Here is a 17,543-nt window from a genome sequence, read left to right as displayed (position 1 = left end):
TATGCGCGCACCGGTGAGCCGCCGTCGCTTTCTGAAAACTGCAGCGGCGGGGCTCTCGGCCCCGGCGCTGCCTGCGATCGCGCATGCGCAGACCGCAGTTCAGCGGCCGCCGAAGCCGGCAAGCCCGGATGAATATTCGGTCACCGCGCCGGTCTCGATCGAGGTCAATGCAAGGCCGCTACCGTCGTTCGATACCCGCGACCGCTCACATGTGCGGTTTGGCTCGCTGGAATATCGCAGCGGGTTGATTCTGACCTCGCGGTTTCGCGGCTTCGGCGGCCTGTCGGGGCTGCGGCTCGACGCCAAGGGCGAGCGCTTCATCGCCATCAGCGACAAGGGCGGCTGGTTTACCGGCCGCATCGTCTACAAGGGCCGCGAGATGACCGGACTCGACGATGTCGAAGCGTCGCCGATACTCGGTCCCGATGGCAAGCCGATCACCGCGCGCGGCTGGTTCGACACCGAGTCGATCGCGCTCGATGGTTCCTACGTCTATGTCGGCATCGAACGGGTCAATCAGATATTGCGGTTCGATTTCGCCAAGGGTTTTACGCGCTCGCTCGGCGAGCCGCTGCCGTTGCCGCCGCCGGCGCGCAAATTGCCGTTCAACAAGGGGATCGAGGCGCTGGTGATGGTGCCGAAGGGCTTTGCCCTGGCGGGGACGCTGGTCGCAATCTCCGAACGCGGGCTCGACGCCGGCGGCAACATCATCGGCTTTATGATTGGCGGCAAGACGCCCGGCCAGTTCGGCATCCGCCGCACCGAGAATTTCGACGTCAGCGACGCGGTGTTGCTGCCCTCGGGTCAATTGCTGTTGCTGGAGCGCAAGTTTTCCATGCTCGGCGGCATCGGCGTCCGGATCCGGCGCATCGCGCCAAATTCAATCGCCTCAGGCGCCGTGATCGACGGTCCCACGATCTTCAACGCCGATCTCGGCAGTGAGATCGACAATCTGGAAGGCATCGAAGCCCATGTGACCGACGAGGGCGATACGGTGCTGACGCTGATCTCCGACGACAATTTCTCGATGATCCAGCGCAATCTGCTGCTGCAGTTCACGCTGGTGGATTGAGGCAGGCGGAGGGCACTGCGTAACGCTGTTTTCGGAACGGTTCTTGCAGCGATCCGGGCAGTGAAACCGGAGCATTTGATGACCAGGTCCTTTCGCGTAGTTCTCATCCTTTCGATCGTTTTCGCTGGCTTTGCCGCCCAGGCCGAAACCTGGCCCAGCCGGATGATCAAGGCGACCATCCCCTTTGGCGCGGGCAGTGCGGCCGACGTCGTGCCGCGGCTGCTGTTCGACCGTCTGGCGGTCGAGCTTGGCCAGCCGATCGTGATCGAGAACCGCGCCGGTGCGGGTGGAACGGTCGGTTCGGGACTGGTGGCGAAGGCTGATCCCGACGGCTACAGCATTCTCTCCAACTCCAACGCGTTGACGATTGCACCGGCGATCTTTCCGAATCTGGCCTTCGATGCCGCGCGCGACCTCGCCTCGGTGCTGATGATCGGCTCCACCGCCAATGTGATGATCGTGCCGAATTCGCGTCCGTGGAAGACCATCCGGGATTTCATCGCGGACGCCAAGGGCAAGCCCGGATCGATCTCCTACGGTTCGGTCGGCATCGGCAGCGCGGTCCATATCAGTTCCGAGAAATTCCGCCTCGCCGCCGGCTTTGAGGCCACCCACATTCCCTATCGCGGCGGCGGCGAGGTGATCGCCGATATTCTTGGCGGCCGGATCGATTTCTATTTCTGTCCGCTCGCAACCGCGCTGCCGCTGATCTGCGAGGGCCAGGTGCGCGCGCTCGTGGTATCGACGGCCAAGCGCGCCACTGAGCTGCCCGACGTGCCGACCCCGGTCGATGTCGGATTGAAGGATGCCGACAGCGCGATCTGGTTCGGCGTATTGGTGCCGTCGAAGACGCCGCGCGAGATCGTCGACAAATTGCATGCGGCAGGCACCAAGGTGCTGGCCGATCCGGTGACGCAGGAGGGCTTGAAAAAGCTCGCCATCGAGCCCATGCCGATGACCCCCGGCGAGATGGATGCACTCCTCAAGCGCGAGATCGCGGCCAATTTTGAGCTGATCAAGGCCGCCGGAATCAAACCGTAAGGGGAGGGTTGCGCTGGCGGCGGGTTGAGGGGAAGGAGGCGGCTCGCTACAGAGGAGGCCAGCATGCTTCCCCCCGGTCCGGATATCCCCCAGGAATCCCCCATGAGCAACCTGTTTTCCCCGATCCAGCTGCGTGGCCTGAAGCTCGCCAACCGCATCATGGTGGCGCCGATGTGCCAGTATTCCTCTGATGATGGCGACGCCAATGACTGGCACTTCACGCATATCAATTCGCTGGCGCTGTCCGGCGCTTCGATCTTCTGCATCGAAGCAACGGCGGTGGAGGCGATCGGCCGGATCACGCCGGGCTGCCTTGGCCTCTACAACGACGCCAACGAGGCCGCGCTGAAGCCGATCCTGGCCTCGGTGCGCAAGCGCTCCAAGGCTGCCGTGATGATCCAGCTCGCCCATGCCGGCCGCAAGGCGTCGAGCCACACGCCCTGGGACGGCGGCCAGCTGATCCCGGTGTCCGAAGGCGGCTGGCAGGCGGAAGGGCCGTCGGCGATCGCGCACAAGGCGAGCGAGACGCCGCCACTGGCGTTCGACGCGGCGGGTCTTGCCCGCGTGCGCGATGCGTTCGTCGCTGCCACCAAGCGCGCCGAGCGGCTCGGCATCGACGCCATCGAGGTGCACAGCGCCCACGGCTATCTGCTGCATCAATTCCTGTCGCCGATCTCCAACCAGCGCACCGATCAATATGGCGGGTCGCTGGAGAATCGCATGCGCTTTCCGCTCGAAGTGTTCGACGCGGTGCGCGCGGCGTTTCCGCACGACAAGCCGGTGGGTCTGCGGCTTTCCTCGACCGACTGGGTCGAGGGCGGCTGGGATCTGGCGCAGACTATCGAATACGCCAAGGCGCTGAAGCAGCGCGGCGTCGACTGGATCGACGCATCCTCGGGCGGGGTCAGCCCGTTGCAAAAAATCCCGCTCGGCCCCGGCTATCAGGTGCCATTCGCGCAAGCCATCAAGCAGGCGACCGGCCTTACGACGATTGCGGTCGGCCTGATCACCGAAGCCGGACAGGCCGAGGAGATCGTGGCGTCCGGCAAGGCCGACATGGTCGCGCTGGCCCGCGGCATGCTCTACGACCCGCGCTGGGGTTGGCACGCCGCCGCCGAACTCGGCGGCGAGGTGTTTGCGCCGCCGCAATATTGGCGTTCGCAACCCTCGACGCAGAAGGCGCTGTTCGGCGCGACCACATTCGGCACGCGGTAGCACTTTCTTCCTTCTCCTTTTGTGGGAGAAGGGAAGTAAGTACATCTCTAACGTCGTCATCCCGGGTTCGATGCTTCGCATCGCCCCGGGATGACGGATGCGCTTTGGCGCATCCGTCAATTCACTCCCGGCGGTGCATCCGTCGCCTTCACCTGCCAGAACCTGAGCATGCGCTGCGCATTGTCCAGCGTCAGCTTGGCGTATTGCGATTTGGCCTGCGCCAGTTCGTGCGGGCCCATGTTGCCGGACGCGAAGCGGCTGTCGAGTACGGCGGCCACGGTTTCCCAGCTCAGCCCCGCGACGCGGCAGGGGATCAAGAGGCCGTCGTCGCGCAGGCTTTGCATCAGCGGGCGGATGACGTCGATGCCGGAGCGCGACAGTTCGGCGAGCGCCGCCACCGTCTCCTCGTATTTGCGCTGCCTGGCAAAGCTCATCAGCGCGCCTTCGTTGAGCTGGCCGTTCTTGGCGAGCAGCGTCACGTAGCGCTTGGCGGAAGCAAAATCGCGCACGCGGGACATTTCGCGGCTGGCGCCGTCGGCGGCGGCCGCGATCGCTCCGCGGATTTCCTCGAACAGATGCGGCGGCGCGCGCGACAGCAGCCGCGTGCGCACGGCTTCAGTGGCGTCGCGCAGCAATTGCCGCCGGATATCCGCCGGGAGGTCGACGCGGATGCCGGTCTCGATCGCCAGCTCCGGATCGTGTTCGGCCTGCGCCAGCAGCACCGCAAAACCACCCGTGGAAACCTTTGCGCCGGGATTGGCGACCAGCTTGCGGCTGACGCTCGGGTAATGCCGCGCCAGCAGCGCGTCGGTGACGATTTCGGCGAGCCACCAGCGCCCGGATATCGCCAGCAGATGCGCCTCGCTTTTGGTCTGCGCGAGCTCGACCAGATCCTCCGCCGACAGCCGCGCGGATTCGGTCAGCACGGGCGCTGCGACCGAAATATCCTCGTTGTGGGCGAGGCGCCGGATCACGGCATGCGGCGCCTGCTTCACCGACGCGAGCTGGCTGCTCATTTCGGCGAGCGCGATGCGCGCGCTGATGTCGGCGATGGCGCGCAGCTCGATGGTCCTGATCAGCCGTTCGAGCACGTCGCCGAACAGCTCGATCTGTTCGCCATTGAAGCCGTCGGCCGAGGTCAGGAACAGGTCCGTGACGCGGCGGAAAGTCTCGAGGTGTTTTTGCGCCGAGCCGGCCTTGATGGCGGCCTCGACCTCATCGGCGATGGATTGTTCTAGCATCGCTCGTCCTGAGCGTTCGAAGCCAATTCTGGCACAGGGAAAAAGCGTATGGGCAATAGCTGAACAGTCGGTAAAATTCGGGGTGCTTTGCGGGCCTCTCACCCGTCATTGCGAGCGAAGCGAAGCAATCCATGGCGCGAGATACTCAGTGAAACTACGGAGATTTGGGTCGCCGCGTTCAATGCTGCGCTGATGGGGAAGGTGGGGTAGGGGTCTCGCGCCATTCTCCGCCGTCGTCCCGGCCTTGAGCCGGGACCCATACTCCGCGGCCGTTGTTGTTGCAGAAGGTCACTAAGGCCGGCGATCTCACCGATAGGCCGCGGCGTATGGGTCCCGGCCTTCGCCGGGACGACGTGGATATAGCTTCGCGTTCTCGCGGCACATGGCGCCCGAGGTTTGCAGGTAATCTTCGCCCCCCCAAATCCAGAGGGCGCAGGGAATGCCGGATGCGCGCTGCACCCGCGGTCTCATGTGCGTTCTGTGCTAAAAAGCTGCACATGAGCATACAGGGCAGCGGAGAACATCCGACATTCCCTGCGCAGTGGCTTTACGGCTTATGAGGCGCTCTCCCCGGTGAGACGGCCTCTATTGCCACCGTCACCCCTCGGAAGCGTTGGCTTCTTCAGAGCTTGACGCCGTTACGGGCGCCAGGACCACACGGCTCTATTTTGATACTCAGTGAGCGCTCCTGATACCTCCTGAGCACCAAAATGTCCTTTAAAAATAGGCCCTTTCGGAATTATGCTTATCCGGCAAGGCGATGGGCGCTCGCTGAAAAACCGCTGAGCTGGGGCTAGCCCCGGAGCCCACCCTTGCAAGACCGGCTCTCAGGATGGCCCCAGCTCGGCTTCAACCCGAAAACAGAGAGCTGAAGCATGTCCAATATCACCACCGCCAAGCGCGAGCGCAAGCACCGGAACATCACCGTCAGGATGATCGAGAAGCCGGTAGCCAAGCAAACCAAATACTACGACCGCGAGATCAAAGGCCTCTACGTCAGCGTCCTGCCTTCAGGCGCGGCGACCTTCAATTTGAAATACACCTGCGCCATCCTCGGCAAGCGCGCCTCGATCAAGGTCGGCATCTTTCATCGCGAGCTGTTCGGCGTCGATAAGGCGCGCATCATGGCGATGGCCCTGCGGGCGCGCATCGGCAATGGCGAGGATATCGCGGCGGCGCAGCGGCAGGCCAAGGCGCGGCGGGCCAAGCTGAGCGGAACCACCGTTGATGAGGTCATCGATCAATACATCGCATGGATACGGACCCCGTTGCGCAAGCCTGACGGCGAGATGCGACCCCGCCTTGAAAGCTGGCAGACGCTGGCAAGCCAGCTCAACCGCTTCGTGCGCCCGCGCCTCGGCAGCATGATCGCCTCCGAGGTCTGCAATGGCGATATCGCGAAGCTGCAGAGCGATATCCTCGAAGGCAAGACCGGCAACAAGCCTTCGCTGAGCAATGCGCGCCATATGCGCAAGGGTGTCTCTGGCCTGTTCCGATGGGCCGCGCAGCCGAGCCGCGCCTACATTCACAGAACGCCGTGCCATGATCTGGAGCCCCTCGACCGCGAGCATCCGCGCACGCGGGTGCTGAGCGACAACGAGATCAGGGTGCTGTGGCATGGCCTCGACCGCGAGGACTTGCCATGGGATCGCCGGACGCGGCTGGCGATCAAGTTCGCGCTGGTCAGCATGCTACGCTCGGGTGAGCTGCTGCCGATCCACCGCAGCGAGCTGACGGTCGAGAGCAAAGCCGGCCACGTCTGCGTCGGCATACCCTTCAAGCGGCTGAAGAACCGCAGGCACAGACCGAACCCGCACCCGATGAAGCAGCCGCTTTCCGATCTTGCGATGGAGATCGTCAGGGAAGCGGTGGCCAGCAATGAGCAGCGGTTTGTTTTCGAGAGCCCGATCTATCCCGGCCAGCCGCTGCATCGCCATGCGATGTCGGTGGCGTTAAGAGGCACCAAGCACGAGACCAGCAAGGGCAAGACCAAGACCCCCGGCCTCTGCGAGCTGCTCGGCATCAAGCCGTTCACACCGCATGATCTGCGCAGAACCGCAGCCACGCTCGCGGGCCGCTTGCGTATCCCGCGCTCGCAGATAGCCATTGCGCTCGGTCATGCTGACCCATCAGCGCCTGTCGTGACCGGCGTCTACGATACCGCAGACCGCACGCCCGAGGCCCGCGAGGTGCTCGAGAAGGTCGCGACAGAGATCAGGCGCATCATCGATAGCCCTGCCGACGCGGCAGCGCCTGACGCGCTGATGCCGCTGGCTGCCTGACCTGATATACAAAAAGTTCACAGCCGAAGGCCCGTCAGGAAGAATTCTGGACGGGCCTCTTGTTTTCCGCGAACCGAAGCAGATGGGGAAGTTCTGGGGATACCGGCGTTCACCGGAACAAAGCGATGCTTCAGGATGATAGGGTGCAGCTCGCTTATCGGGTCAGCGCGCCGATAAGGTCTTTACGCGAACCCCGGAACGCTCATGGCCTCAACGACATCGGCGACAAGGGAGCAGCTGCTGCGGTACCTCGAGTTGTTCGCCGCTGCTTTCGATGAACTGCATAGCGCAGTCGTAAAACAGGCAAAGGTGCCCACCCAGTATATCGGTCCGCACCACGACTACCCGGTCATGTCCAAGCTGGACAGTGGCTTCCCTTTCTTCAATGAGACGGGCTTTTATCGGGATAGCTCCCCAAGAGACTACGTGGGCATGTTGCGACCTCGCACCCTCGGCGGCATCTTGGGAGGTTACGCGCGACCCGAGATCGGCTTCCCAATGGGTGCTGAGCTGGCATCGTTTCTAAGAAGCCACGAAATTGGCAAAAGGCTGGACCTAAGCAGGCCGATCATCGACGACATCGTCTCGGATCATGCCATCGATGCCTTGGTCGGGGATGCAGTGGAGCGATACCTCCATCTCTATGGACTGAACGCGCCCATCATCGCTAAGCGTCGAGATGCTATAATTCGACCACTGGTTTTCGGAACCATTTTTCAAAGCCTTGATCTCCGGCTTGTCGTGCCCATTGCATTAACACACTTCGAGGTAGACCATTTCCCGCTGACCGAAACGACCTACATCGTCCGAATGCCTAAGAAACTACAACTGGGAAGAGCACAGATCAGCACGCGCGGGTCAGGGGCAGTGCGGACGGTTGTTGGCGCAGCCACCCATGCGTTTGTATCAAATGGCTGGACCCTCGAAGTCGATAACATCGACCAGGTACGTAGCTCGCTGAGACAGTCATCATCGAACGTCTTGGACGCTATCGATAGCTTCTTTGGCGCGCTCCGGATCGTGACCGGCATCAGTACCGGGTACGCGCAAATGCTTTGGGCTCCAAAGCGCTGGTCGCTGGACTATTTCTGCGATCTGACGCCAGTGTATGGAACGACGCTGCGCCGGTATCCGAGCGAATACGATAATTATGGATGGACGGGCATCGGGGCGACGGTTACTGCCGAGCAGCTCAAGGAGGTCGGTCGTATTTACAAAGCTGTTGTCGGCAGCTCGAGCGAAGCGATACGCCTCGCGTTGAACCGGCTAAATGGATGCCTCACGCGCACTGATGCAGCTGACGCCATTCTCGACGGAACAATAGGCCTTGAATTGCTTCTCGGCGACGACGAGAACCAGTCGCTGTCATACAAACTTCGTCTTCGCGCTGCAGCCCTCTCTATCCTGCACGCGGACCCTGCTTATCCAGCGGGAGAGGTCGCCACCAAAGTTAAGCGCCTTTATGAAGCGCGGTCGGCCATCGTTCATGGCCGGCGCCGAAAGCGTTCCAAAAAGGCGTCTGAGCCCACCGACACGAGCAATGCCAAGGAACGCTTACTTGCCTCCGACCTGCTCCGCTTCGTGCTCAATGTGCTGCTCACACACCCACAATATCAGGATCAGCCGTCGAAGATCGACGAGGGCCTGCTTCTTAGAGGTGACGAAATGTCGTAGCCCCGAAAGGAGCCTGCGAGGCGGCCAACCCCAAACCGGGCTGAGGAACGCTCAGTTTTGCGCGTGATCCTCGGCATCGAGATTAGGTAAAGCCGAACCTGTGTATCTGACAGGAACGGTCCCGCTTGTCCTCCGGGATGTACTCGGTCTGATCGATACCGATGAAGGCTCCCTTGATCTCAAGGTCGCTGCTAATGAAGGACCGCCGCCACTGACGCCCCTTCGCACTATCCTCCTCGTACTGCTCCCAGCGCAGCACCTTGAGCTGGTCGTCCACCCATAGAGGCTTCTGATCATCATCCCTTTCTCGCGGCCACACCTTCGCTGACAGCCCTTCAAGCGAAGCCTTGATGTCCTCGACGCTCATCGGCGCGCATTTTTTCGGCGGAGCTGGTGGCTCGTCCGCAAATGACATCAGGGTCAGCAGCAGGCGGTCGATCAGGTGCTTGGTCGCGGCGAAGCCATGGTCCGGGCTCTGCCAGTATCGACCGCGCATGCCGTCAGGCGCGTTGTAGAGCAGATCGCAGGTTTGCGGCGCTACGCGAACGACAAAGATGATCCGCCGCCCATCCTCCTCGCCGCGAGGAGCAGTGCAATAGGGCTCGATGCGGCTGCTGATGACCGTCGCGCTCTCGATCACGCGCGCAGCGATCTCCTTAAACGACAGACCGTCATCAAGATAGGTCCGCCCGTTGGCCACAAGCGCTGAGGTGTCCCATTCGGTTCTACTGGGTGGCTTGATCATGCGCATGCTTGGCGATCCGCCCCTGTCCAGCGATCACGATAAGTTTAGGCGGTACTGTCCCGCTCTGGCCCTTGGTGGCCAAAAGACACCAATTAGTTTATCATCCTTGGGATGCAATTGATATCAACGTTGACCTGCCCGACCTGCCAGCACCAAGCCACTGAAGCAATGCCGACCGATGCCTGCCAGTTCTTCTATGACTGCCAGGGCTGCGGCACACGGCTTAAACCGCTCGCTGGTGACTGTTGCGTGTTCTGCTCCTACGGCACGGTGCCATGTCCACCAGTTCAAGATAGCGGCAAAGGCGCGTGCTGTTAGCTGAGGCCCGTCCGTTGATCGGCCTAAGACAGATAGTCGAGCATAATTCGCAATTCGACGGCATGGATATTCCCGCTGTAATTCTTGCAGAAGTTAGGCGCAAATTGATCGGTGAGCCCTCGACTGACTCGCCGACTGCCGTAGGCGAAGTATAGACTTCAGAACAAACAAAAACGGCTCGATCCTTCGACGCAGCCGTTCAAAACTCTCAACTCGCCAATGAAGCGTAGCTAACCCTCAACTCGCCTTCTTTACGTACCCCGGCATGCCGACCTTCTTCTGGATCGCGTCTTCGCCTCAAGCTCCGGCTGGCCCCTGAGCGATAGCCACCACGTGCCGATCCTGTCCGATCGTAATGACGATGGTGTAGCTCTTTTGGCCACCGGCTTGGTCGGTTGGCGGAGCGATGTGCAACTGACCGCCGTACCATTCGCCTGGCATTAATGTGTTGTCCTTGATGACCGTCTGTTCGAGCGCGGCCATGTTGCGTTGCCCGGTTTCGACGGTGGCGGCGAACATTGCCTCGTTCTGCATGGCGGCATTGTTCTGTGCAATCACCGCGGCGGTCGGGCTGTAGAAGGTACCAGTGCGACCGCTGGGTGTCGTATAGCTCCCATGGCCCGCCTGAGAGGCGCCGTAGGCATTCGCGGCACCGGCCACGCCAGCGAGAACGGCTCTTGCTACCTGGCGGTTTCGTTCTTCTTGCTGCAGCATTTCAAAGGTGACGATCTGCATGCCGAAATCGGAGCCGCCGACGTGCTGCACGGCCTCCACCTGGGCTACGCGAAATTCGGTAGGCTGTTTTCCGACGTTGTTTATTCCGACGACAAACACCGGCCGCCCGTTCGCCTGCAGTTGGCGTGACGCCGGGCGGACCAGCACCAGCGAATTCTTCTGTCGTGAGACGAGGGCCGGTTGCCCGTCGCGCATCATCGCTTGCTGATTTGGATTTGAAGTTCGAAAGGCAATCGTTTCGTTGTTTGAAACGCAGCCACCTAACGCGGCGCACAGCGCCACGATCACCAGATTACGCATGAAAAAACTCCCCAGACCCGAGGTCATACAAGCGCAACCGGAAGGCGCGAACAAGCTCGAATGCGCTCTCGTCCGTGCAAATACGGTGAATACTAAAGACGAAAGACGTGGATGGCCGGGACAAGCCCGGCCATGACGGCAAAACAAAAACGGCCGGGTCTTTCGACCCAGCCGCTTGAAAATCTTTGCTTGGAGAGAGCCCCTCACCCCGACCCTCTCCCCGCAAGAGCGGGGCGAGGGAGATTTAGGCTCAGCTCGCCTTCTTCACGTATTCCGGTTTGCCGACCTTCTTCTGGATCGCGCGCTTCAAGTCGAGGGCGCGGGGCGACAGCACGTCGGCCTTGGCCTTGAGAAGGTAGCCGTCGAGGCCGCCATTGTGGTCGACGCTTTTCAGCGCATTGGTCGAGACGCGCAGGCGCACGTTGCGGCCGAGCGCGTCCGAGATGAAGGTGACGTTGACCAGGTTCGGCAGGAAGCGCCGCTTGGTCTTGATGTTCGAGTGGCTCACCTTGTTACCCACCAGCGGGCCCTTGGCCGTCAGTTCGCAGCGCCGAGACATCGCACAAAATCCTCTTCCATCCCCGCAACCTGGCAGCGCATCATGGCGCCGCGCGGGGGTCCAAAATCATGTCCATTTCCAGGAACCGCGGACGTATAGGGCGAGCGGCCCTAGGCGTCAAGGTTTTGCGGGGTTTCGCTTAAGATTTTGCGCACTCCTAAGAGGGCGGCATTGCCGGTTTGGAAGCCATTACAAGGGTTTAAGGATATCAAGACGTTAGGACCATATAAAGGGCGCAATCCCCGCCGACATCAGTGTTCCCCGCGGATTGAGCCGCCGCGAGGGACCAGCCACGCGTTGATTGCCGGTTATTTCTGACTACATAAACAAGAGCTCGCGCCAGCAGGACCGTCAGTTACGTGACCACACGTGCCATTTCGCATCGTTTCGGCCTGGTGGGCAGTCTTGCGGCCGGCGCCCTGCTGTGGCTGGCGCCGCTGGAAGCCTCCGCGCAAGGCCGGCTCGATGCCCATTACGAGGCGTCGCTGGCGGGCATTCCCGTCGGCAAGGGCACCTGGACCATCGAAATCGGCGATGATGCGTTTTCCGCCTCCGCGCAGGGCGGTTCCACCGGCCTGCTGCAGGCGTTTTCGGGCGGCAAGGGTTCCGGCGCCTCCCAGGGCCGCGTCGTGGGTGGCGCGCTGGTCGCCAACGCCTATACCGCGACCACCACGAGTTCGAAGAAATCCGAGACCATCCGCCTCGTGATCGCGAACGGGGGAGTGAAGGATTTTACCATCGATCCGGAACCGCCTGTTGATCCGGACCGCATCGTCGTTACCGAAGCGCATCGCAAAAACGTGCTCGATCCGATGACGGGCGCGATGATCCGCGTGCCCGGAACGGGCGATCCGCTGTCGCCGGAGGCCTGCCGCACCGGCACCGGCATCTTCGACGGCCGGCTGCGCTATGACCTCAAGCTCGATTACAAGCGCATGGAAAATGTGAGGGCCGAGCGCGGTTATCATGGGCCGGCCGTGGTCTGCGCGGTCTATTTCACGCCGGTCGCGGGCTATATCCCCGATCGGCCCGTGATCAAGCACCTCGCCGCCCAGCGCAACATCGAGATCGCCTTCGTGCCGATCGCGGGCACCCGGATCCTGGTTCCATTCCGCATGACGATCCCGACCCCGTTCGGCCCCGCGATGCTGGAAGCCACGAGTTTTGTAACAACGGCGGCGCCGCCCCGGGTGGCGAAGACGCAGTAACGGCCGTCGTCCCGGCGAAGGCCGGGACCCATAACCACAGGCATTCATTGTTGCAGCAGGTGCAACTTCGACCGGCTCAAACGGCACGGCCGCGGCGTATGGGTCCCGGCCTTCGCCGGGACGACGAGACCCAACGAATCCCATTGACTCTTCACCACTTCTGATTCGACTCCGAGCCCTCTCAACTTTTAAGGAATTCACTCAAAATCACCGCCTTGTGGAGCCCAGGCAAACTTGATCTAGTGCCGCATCATGAGCGCTAACGCTGGATGTTGCGGTGAACGAAGCCAGTTTAAGTAAGAGTCAGCGATTCGGGCGCGATTCGTTCTAGACTCGTTCCATAGCTTAAGCCGCGACCGCATCACCGTCGCAAACTGACACACATAGCAAGCCGCGCGGCGCCGCTGAGAATCAAAGAAACACCTGCAAATTATGGCTTTCTCCTACTCGTCCACGTTTGGACATGAACGCGCTCCCGGCGCCGGCGTTACCGCGGTGCTGGGGCCGACCAACACCGGCAAGACGCATCTGGCGATCGAGCGGATGCTCGGGCATTCGTCGGGGATCATCGGCCTGCCGCTGCGGCTGCTCGCGCGCGAGGTCTACAACAAGATCGCCGCGCGCGCGGGAGCAGATAGTGTCGCGCTGATCACGGGCGAGGAGAAGATCAAGCCGAAGAACCCGCGCTACTGGGTGTCGACGGTGGAAGCGATGCCGCGCGACATCGACGTGTCGTTCCTCGCGGTCGATGAAATCCAGATCGCGGCGGATCTCGAACGCGGGCATGTGTTCACCGATCGCATCCTGCACCGCCGCGGCCGCGACGAGACGCTGCTGCTTGGCGCTGCGACCATGCGCCCCATTATCGAGCGGCTGCTGCCGGGCGCGTCGATCGTCACGCGGCCCAGATTGTCGCAGCTTGAATTCGCCGGCGACCGCAAGATCACGCGCCAGCCGAGAAGGACCGCGATCGTCGCGTTCTCGGCCGATGAAGTCTACGCGATCGCCGAATTGATCCGCCGCCAGCATGGCGGCGCGGCCGTGGTGCTGGGCTCGCTGTCACCACGCACACGCAATGCGCAGGTCGAGATGTTCCAGAACGGCGACGTCGATTATCTCGTCGCCACTGATGCTGTGGGCATGGGCCTCAATCTCGACGTCGATCACGTCGCGTTTGCCTCCGACCGCAAATACGACGGCTATCAGTTCCGCCGCCTGAATCCTTCCGAGTTTGCACAGATTGCCGGCCGCGCCGGCCGCGCCACGCGCAATGGCACCTTCGGCACCACGGGCCGCTGCGCGCCGTTCGAGCCGGAACTGGTGAACGCGCTGCAGAACCACACGTTCGACAGCGTCAAAATGCTGCAGTGGCGCAATTCCAAGCTGGATTTCGCCTCGCTCGGCAGCCTGCAGGTCTCGCTGGCGCTCTCGCCGCAGCACGAAGTGCTGACCCGCGCGCCGATTGCCGAGGATTTGCGCGTGCTCGATCATGCGGCACGCGACGCCGAGGTCCGGGAAATGGCCCACGGGCCATCAGCCGTGGAACGGCTGTGGGACGCCTGCCAGATCCCGGATTATCGGCGCCTGGCACCCGCCGCCCATGCCGAACTCGTGACCACGCTGTACGGTTTCCTGATGAAAAAGGGCCGGATTCCCGACGAATGGTTCGCGGCCCAGGTCGACCAGGCCGACCGCGTCACCGGCGATATCGACACGCTGTCGGGCCGGATCGCGCAAATTCGCACCTGGACCTTCGTCGCCAACCGGCCGGACTGGCTGGGTGACCCCGATCATTGGCAGGGGATCACGCGCGAGGTCGAAAATAAATTGTCCGATGCGCTGCATGATCGGCTAACGGAGCGTTTCGTTGACCGCCGTACCAGTGTATTGATGCGCCGCCTGCGGGAGAACAGTGTTTTGAATACGGAAATCGGCAAGACCGGCGAAGTGATCGTTGAAGGCCATGTGATCGGCCGCCTCGACGGATTCACCTTTGCACCAGATGCGGCGGAGGCCGGAAGCGACGCCAAGGCGTTGCAGGCGGCAGCACAGCAGGTGCTGGCCGGCGAGATCGACACGCGCGCCGAGAAACTCGCCGCAGCGCCCGACGACGCGTTCGTGCTGACGTCAGACGGCACCATCCGCTGGACCGGCGATGCGGTGGCGAAACTGGTCGCGGCCGACGACGCGCTGCATCCGCGCCTGCGCATCATTTCCGACGATCGCCTCAATGGCGCCGCGCGCGAAGCCGTGCAAACGCGGCTCGATTTGTGGCTCAAAACGCATATCGAAAAGCTGCTGGGCCCGCTGTTCGGCCTTGCCAAGGCCGAGGACATCACCGGCATTGCGCGCGGCATCGCGTTCCAGTTGATCGAGGCGCTCGGCGTGCTCGAGCGTTCGAAGATCACCGCCGAGATGAAGGATCTCGACCAGCCCTCGCGCGCGACGCTGCGCAAGTACGGCGTGCGGTTCGGCGCCTATCACATCTATTTCCCGGGACTGTTGAAGCCCGCGGCGCGCTCGCTGGCGTCGCTGCTGTGGGCCGAGAAGCAGGACAATGTCGATATGTCGGCGCTGTCGGGTGCGCAGCATCTGGCGTCGAGCGGCCGCACGTCATTTGCGGTCGACAAGGCGCTGGCGCGCGACGCCTATCGCGTGCTCGGCTATCGCCAGTGCGGCGAGCGCGCGGTGCGCGTCGATATTCTGGAGCGTCTTGCCGATCTGATCCGCCCTGCGCTTGCCTGGCGCGAAAGCTCGCCGGGCGAAAAACCCGCCGGCGCGTTCGATGGCCGCAGCTTTGTGGTGACGCAGGCGATGACCTCGCTGACGGGATCGGCCGGCGAAGATTTCGCCTCGATCCTGCGCGCGCTCGGCTATCGCTCCGAGCGCCGCGCGCCGCTGCCGCCGAAGCCGGTCGCGGCGACTGAGCCGATTGTTGCAGCGGAAGCCGCGCCGGTTGAGGGCACTGATGCTGTGACCGATGCGGCCGCGCCGGCCGAAGCCACGGCAGACGCGCCGGTGGAAGCCGCGACTGAAGTGTCGGCTGAAGCGCCCGCGCAAACCGCTGACGAGACCGTGGCCCAGCCGGTCTCCGGCGACCCCGCGCCATCGGCCGCCTTGCTGCCCGAGGTTTCGCTCGCGCCGGCGCCGGCTGAAGAGCCCGCGGTGGAAGCTGAACCCGTTGTCGAAGCCGCCGCAGAGCCCGCGCCGGCCGAAACGCCAGCCGAGGTGCTGAGCGCACCCGAGGTGCCCACCGCGGCCGACGTGACGGCCGCTGTCGAGGCGGCCACGGCGCCCGACGCAATTGCTCCTGAAGCCATAACAGAAGCTGTCGCCGGCGATGCCGCAGCGACGGAAGCCGCCGCTGAAGCCAAGCCCGATGCGCCTGTCGTGCCCGAAATGGTCGAAGTCTGGCGGCCCGGTGGCCGTTCGGAAGAACGCCGTCCGCACCACGACCGCAACCGCCAGCGTCATCGCGGCCATCAGCAAGGTCGCGCGCAAGCTCCGCAGGACGGCGCTGCGCCCGCGGCGGCTGCCGCCGGTGAAGGCGGCGACGCTGCAGCGCCCGGACGCGAGCAGCGTCATCGCCGCGGCCGCCGTCACAACGAGTTCCGCAAGCCGCGCGAGGGCGCACCCGCTGATGCCAACGCCACGCCGCCGGCAGAGGGCGCACCGCAAGAAGCGCGTGCCGACAGCCGTCCGCCGCGCGAGCGCTTTGAAGGCAAGGGCCGCGACAATGACAACCGCCGCGACAACAAGGGCGGTGGTCGTCCGGAGAAATTCGGCGGCGATCGCAACAAGGGTGACCGCAACAAGGGCGGCGGGCGCGATAAAGGTGGCCGCGATTTCGGTGGGCGTGACAAGGGCGGCCGCGACAAGCGCGACTCTGGCCCGTCGCATCGGCAATACGCCACCAGCGCCGCGCCACGCGAGCGCGACCGGCCGATCGATCCCAATTCGCCATTCGCAAAACTGGCGGCGCTGAAGGAACAGCTCGCCGGCAACAAGGATCGCTGATCTTATTTTTTGACGCGTTTTCTTTACGCGAACCGGTACCCATCCCGCATCAAGTGCGGGACAGGCTTCGCTTGAAAGCGCTACGTTCGAGCAGGTTGATTGGATCGACAGCGTCTCGATAAATGGCTGTGGCATGCGCGGGTGGTGAAGGCCCGCACAAGTGCTGCCGCATTGGTCGAAGCCGGCCACGTCCGCATCAACGGCGTGCGCGAGAAAGCTCCGGGACATGCCGTGAAGCTCGGCGACGTCGTCACCATCGGGCTCGACAATTCGGTGCGGGTGCTGAAAGTAGCCGGCTTCTCCGAGCGGCGGGGCGATGCCGCGGCCGCGCGCGTGCTGTACGAGGATTTGCAGAACCGCAGGGAATGACTATCTGCAAACGAGCCCGTCGGGCGCTTGAAAACCCAAGCTCTCCGGCGCTGCGCCCTGCTTGTTGTTGCCTTGCTCTTCCCTTGCGGCTGCGCAGTTCATGCGCTACGCAAACCCCGGAAAAAGTTGACCGTTTCGGAGCCCTGGATGACTTACGTCGTCACTGATGCCTGCATCAAATGCAAATATACCGACTGCGTAGAGGTCTGCCCCGTGGACTGCTTCTACGAGGGCGAGAACATGCTGGTCATCCATCCCGACGAGTGCATCGACTGCGGCGTCTGCGAACCCGAATGTCCCGCCGACGCCATCAAGCCGGACACCGAGCCGGGCCTGGAGAAGTGGCTCGAGGTCAACACCGAATACGCCAAGGCCTGGCCCAACATCACCCAGAAGAAGGACCAGCCGCCCGATGCGAAAGAATTCGAGGGTGTGGAAGGCAAGTTCGAGAAATATTTTTCCAAGGAACCCGGTAGCGGGGACTGATTCGGATCGCCCCTTCCAGACCAGTTGAGACCGCTCCGGACCTAATTTGAACCTAATTCGGAGCCGCCAGACCCATACACAGCCTGCCGATTTAACCTTGTTGACGGACTTATGACCGAAAGGTCCCTGAGAAGGTCCGAAACAGGGCGTAAATCATTGATTTTTGCGGAAAATGTGCTATATTGGGCACATTACAAGCCGGATTCGGCCTTGCGTAACTTTGGCCCTCCCGGTGGTTCCGTAAAAACATCGAACAGGGGCGTGGCAGTTCCGCGCGCAGG

Annotated in this window: 14 protein-coding genes; 10 read left to right on the top strand and 4 right to left on the bottom strand. The window is 62.7% G+C overall.

Features of this window, described 5'->3' with window-relative positions:
• Position 1 precedes the first annotated feature (1 nt).
• The 3 genes from JQ600_RS19040 (at position 2) to JQ600_RS19030 (ending at position 3,328) form a co-directional block, all read left to right on the top strand.
• Entirely contained in the window at positions 2-1,072 is a 1,071-nt protein-coding gene (locus JQ600_RS19040) for an esterase-like activity of phytase family protein (protein WP_212490032.1), read from the top strand.
• A gap of 78 nt (positions 1,073-1,150) precedes the next feature.
• Positions 1,151-2,113 (top strand): tripartite tricarboxylate transporter substrate binding protein, encoded by a 963-nt coding sequence (locus JQ600_RS19035; protein WP_212490031.1) that lies wholly within the window; start codon positions 1,151-1,153, stop codon positions 2,111-2,113.
• Between the two features lie 102 nt (positions 2,114-2,215).
• A complete protein-coding gene (locus tag JQ600_RS19030; RefSeq protein WP_212386515.1) occupies positions 2,216-3,328 on the top strand; it encodes an NADH:flavin oxidoreductase/NADH oxidase in 1,113 nt (370 codons plus the stop codon).
• 116 nt (positions 3,329-3,444) lie between these two features.
• Here the strand turns inward: JQ600_RS19030 and JQ600_RS19025 are convergent, their stop codons facing one another.
• Complete coding sequence (locus tag JQ600_RS19025; protein WP_212386516.1) at positions 3,445-4,569, bottom strand: DUF2336 domain-containing protein; 1,125 nt, start codon at positions 4,567-4,569, stop codon at positions 3,445-3,447.
• A gap of 875 nt (positions 4,570-5,444) precedes the next feature.
• On the opposite strand from JQ600_RS19025, the gene JQ600_RS19020 reads away from it, so the two are divergent.
• Both JQ600_RS19020 and JQ600_RS19015 read left to right on the top strand, forming a co-directional pair.
• A complete protein-coding gene (locus JQ600_RS19020) occupies positions 5,445-6,851 on the top strand; it encodes an integrase family protein (RefSeq protein WP_212490030.1) in 1,407 nt (468 codons plus the stop codon).
• 204 nt (positions 6,852-7,055) lie between these two features.
• A complete protein-coding gene (locus tag JQ600_RS19015; RefSeq protein WP_212490029.1) occupies positions 7,056-8,525 on the top strand; it encodes a HEPN domain-containing protein in 1,470 nt (489 codons plus the stop codon).
• Between the two features lie 82 nt (positions 8,526-8,607).
• On the opposite strand, the gene JQ600_RS19010 is transcribed toward JQ600_RS19015, so the two are convergent.
• Positions 8,608-9,276 carry a hypothetical protein gene (locus JQ600_RS19010; protein WP_212490028.1) on the bottom strand — a complete coding sequence of 223 codons (669 nt, stop codon included), beginning with the start codon at positions 9,274-9,276 and terminating at the stop codon, positions 8,608-8,610.
• Positions 9,277-9,381: 105 nt separating this feature from the next.
• Between JQ600_RS19010 and JQ600_RS36895 the strand changes: the two genes are divergently transcribed.
• Entirely contained in the window at positions 9,382-9,588 is a 207-nt protein-coding gene (locus tag JQ600_RS36895) for a GDCCVxC domain-containing (seleno)protein (RefSeq protein WP_249135969.1), read from the top strand.
• A 297-nt stretch (positions 9,589-9,885) separates the two neighbouring features.
• Here JQ600_RS36895 and JQ600_RS19005 read toward each other — a convergent pair whose 3' ends face one another.
• Entirely contained in the window at positions 9,886-10,623 is a 738-nt protein-coding gene (locus tag JQ600_RS19005) for a hypothetical protein (protein WP_212386518.1), read from the bottom strand.
• Between the two features lie 250 nt (positions 10,624-10,873).
• Complete coding sequence (gene rpmB / locus JQ600_RS19000) at positions 10,874-11,182, bottom strand: 50S ribosomal protein L28 (protein ID WP_192736494.1); 309 nt, start codon at positions 11,180-11,182, stop codon at positions 10,874-10,876.
• Between the two features lie 359 nt (positions 11,183-11,541).
• On the opposite strand from rpmB, the gene JQ600_RS18995 reads away from it, so the two are divergent.
• The 4 genes from JQ600_RS18995 (at position 11,542) to fdxA (ending at position 17,262) form a co-directional block, all read left to right on the top strand.
• On the top strand, positions 11,542-12,390 hold the full coding sequence (locus JQ600_RS18995) for a DUF3108 domain-containing protein (RefSeq protein ID WP_409363267.1): 849 nt from the start codon (positions 11,542-11,544) through the stop codon (positions 12,388-12,390).
• A 432-nt stretch (positions 12,391-12,822) separates the two neighbouring features.
• Positions 12,823-16,407 carry a helicase-related protein gene (locus JQ600_RS18990; RefSeq protein ID WP_212386519.1) on the top strand — a complete coding sequence of 1,195 codons (3,585 nt, stop codon included), beginning with the start codon at positions 12,823-12,825 and terminating at the stop codon, positions 16,405-16,407.
• A gap of 99 nt (positions 16,408-16,506) precedes the next feature.
• Positions 16,507-16,776 (top strand): RNA-binding S4 domain-containing protein, encoded by a 270-nt coding sequence (locus JQ600_RS18985; protein ID WP_212265684.1) that lies wholly within the window; start codon positions 16,507-16,509, stop codon positions 16,774-16,776.
• Between the two features lie 147 nt (positions 16,777-16,923).
• Positions 16,924-17,262, top strand: coding sequence for a ferredoxin FdxA (fdxA, locus tag JQ600_RS18980; protein ID WP_192736497.1), 339 nt, complete (start codon positions 16,924-16,926; stop codon positions 17,260-17,262).
• The last annotated feature ends 281 nt before the right edge of the window (positions 17,263-17,543 follow it).

This window comes from Bradyrhizobium sp. AUGA SZCCT0176, from assembly GCF_018130145.1.
Taxonomy (GTDB): Bacteria; Pseudomonadota; Alphaproteobacteria; order Rhizobiales; family Xanthobacteraceae; genus Bradyrhizobium.
The sequence above is the reverse complement of the archived record's forward strand: the minus strand, read 5'-3'. Positions and strand labels throughout refer to the sequence as shown.

Bases quoted from the DNA above. Each gene is read 5' to 3' on its own strand.
- JQ600_RS18990 (WP_212386519.1), top strand. From the start codon at position 12,823: ATGGCTTTCTCCTACTCGTCCACGTTTGGACATGAACGCGCTCCCGGC.
- JQ600_RS19035 (WP_212490031.1), top strand. From the start codon at position 1,151: ATGACCAGGTCCTTTCGCGTAGTTCTCATCCTTTCGATCGTTTTCGCT.
- JQ600_RS19015 (WP_212490029.1), top strand. From the start codon at position 7,056: ATGGCCTCAACGACATCGGCGACAAGGGAGCAGCTGCTGCGGTACCTC.
- fdxA (WP_192736497.1), top strand. From the start codon at position 16,924: ATGACTTACGTCGTCACTGATGCCTGCATCAAATGCAAATATACCGAC.
- rpmB (WP_192736494.1), bottom strand. From the start codon at position 11,182: ATGTCTCGGCGCTGCGAACTGACGGCCAAGGGCCCGCTGGTGGGTAAC.
- JQ600_RS19020 (WP_212490030.1), top strand. From the start codon at position 5,445: ATGTCCAATATCACCACCGCCAAGCGCGAGCGCAAGCACCGGAACATC.
- JQ600_RS19010 (WP_212490028.1), bottom strand. From the start codon at position 9,276: ATGCGCATGATCAAGCCACCCAGTAGAACCGAATGGGACACCTCAGCG.
- JQ600_RS19005 (WP_212386518.1), bottom strand. From the start codon at position 10,623: ATGCGTAATCTGGTGATCGTGGCGCTGTGCGCCGCGTTAGGTGGCTGC.
- JQ600_RS19025 (WP_212386516.1), bottom strand. From the start codon at position 4,569: ATGCTAGAACAATCCATCGCCGATGAGGTCGAGGCCGCCATCAAGGCC.
- JQ600_RS19030 (WP_212386515.1), top strand. From the start codon at position 2,216: ATGAGCAACCTGTTTTCCCCGATCCAGCTGCGTGGCCTGAAGCTCGCC.
- JQ600_RS36895 (WP_249135969.1), top strand. From the start codon at position 9,382: ATGCAATTGATATCAACGTTGACCTGCCCGACCTGCCAGCACCAAGCC.
- JQ600_RS19040 (WP_212490032.1), top strand. From the start codon at position 2: ATGCGCGCACCGGTGAGCCGCCGTCGCTTTCTGAAAACTGCAGCGGCG.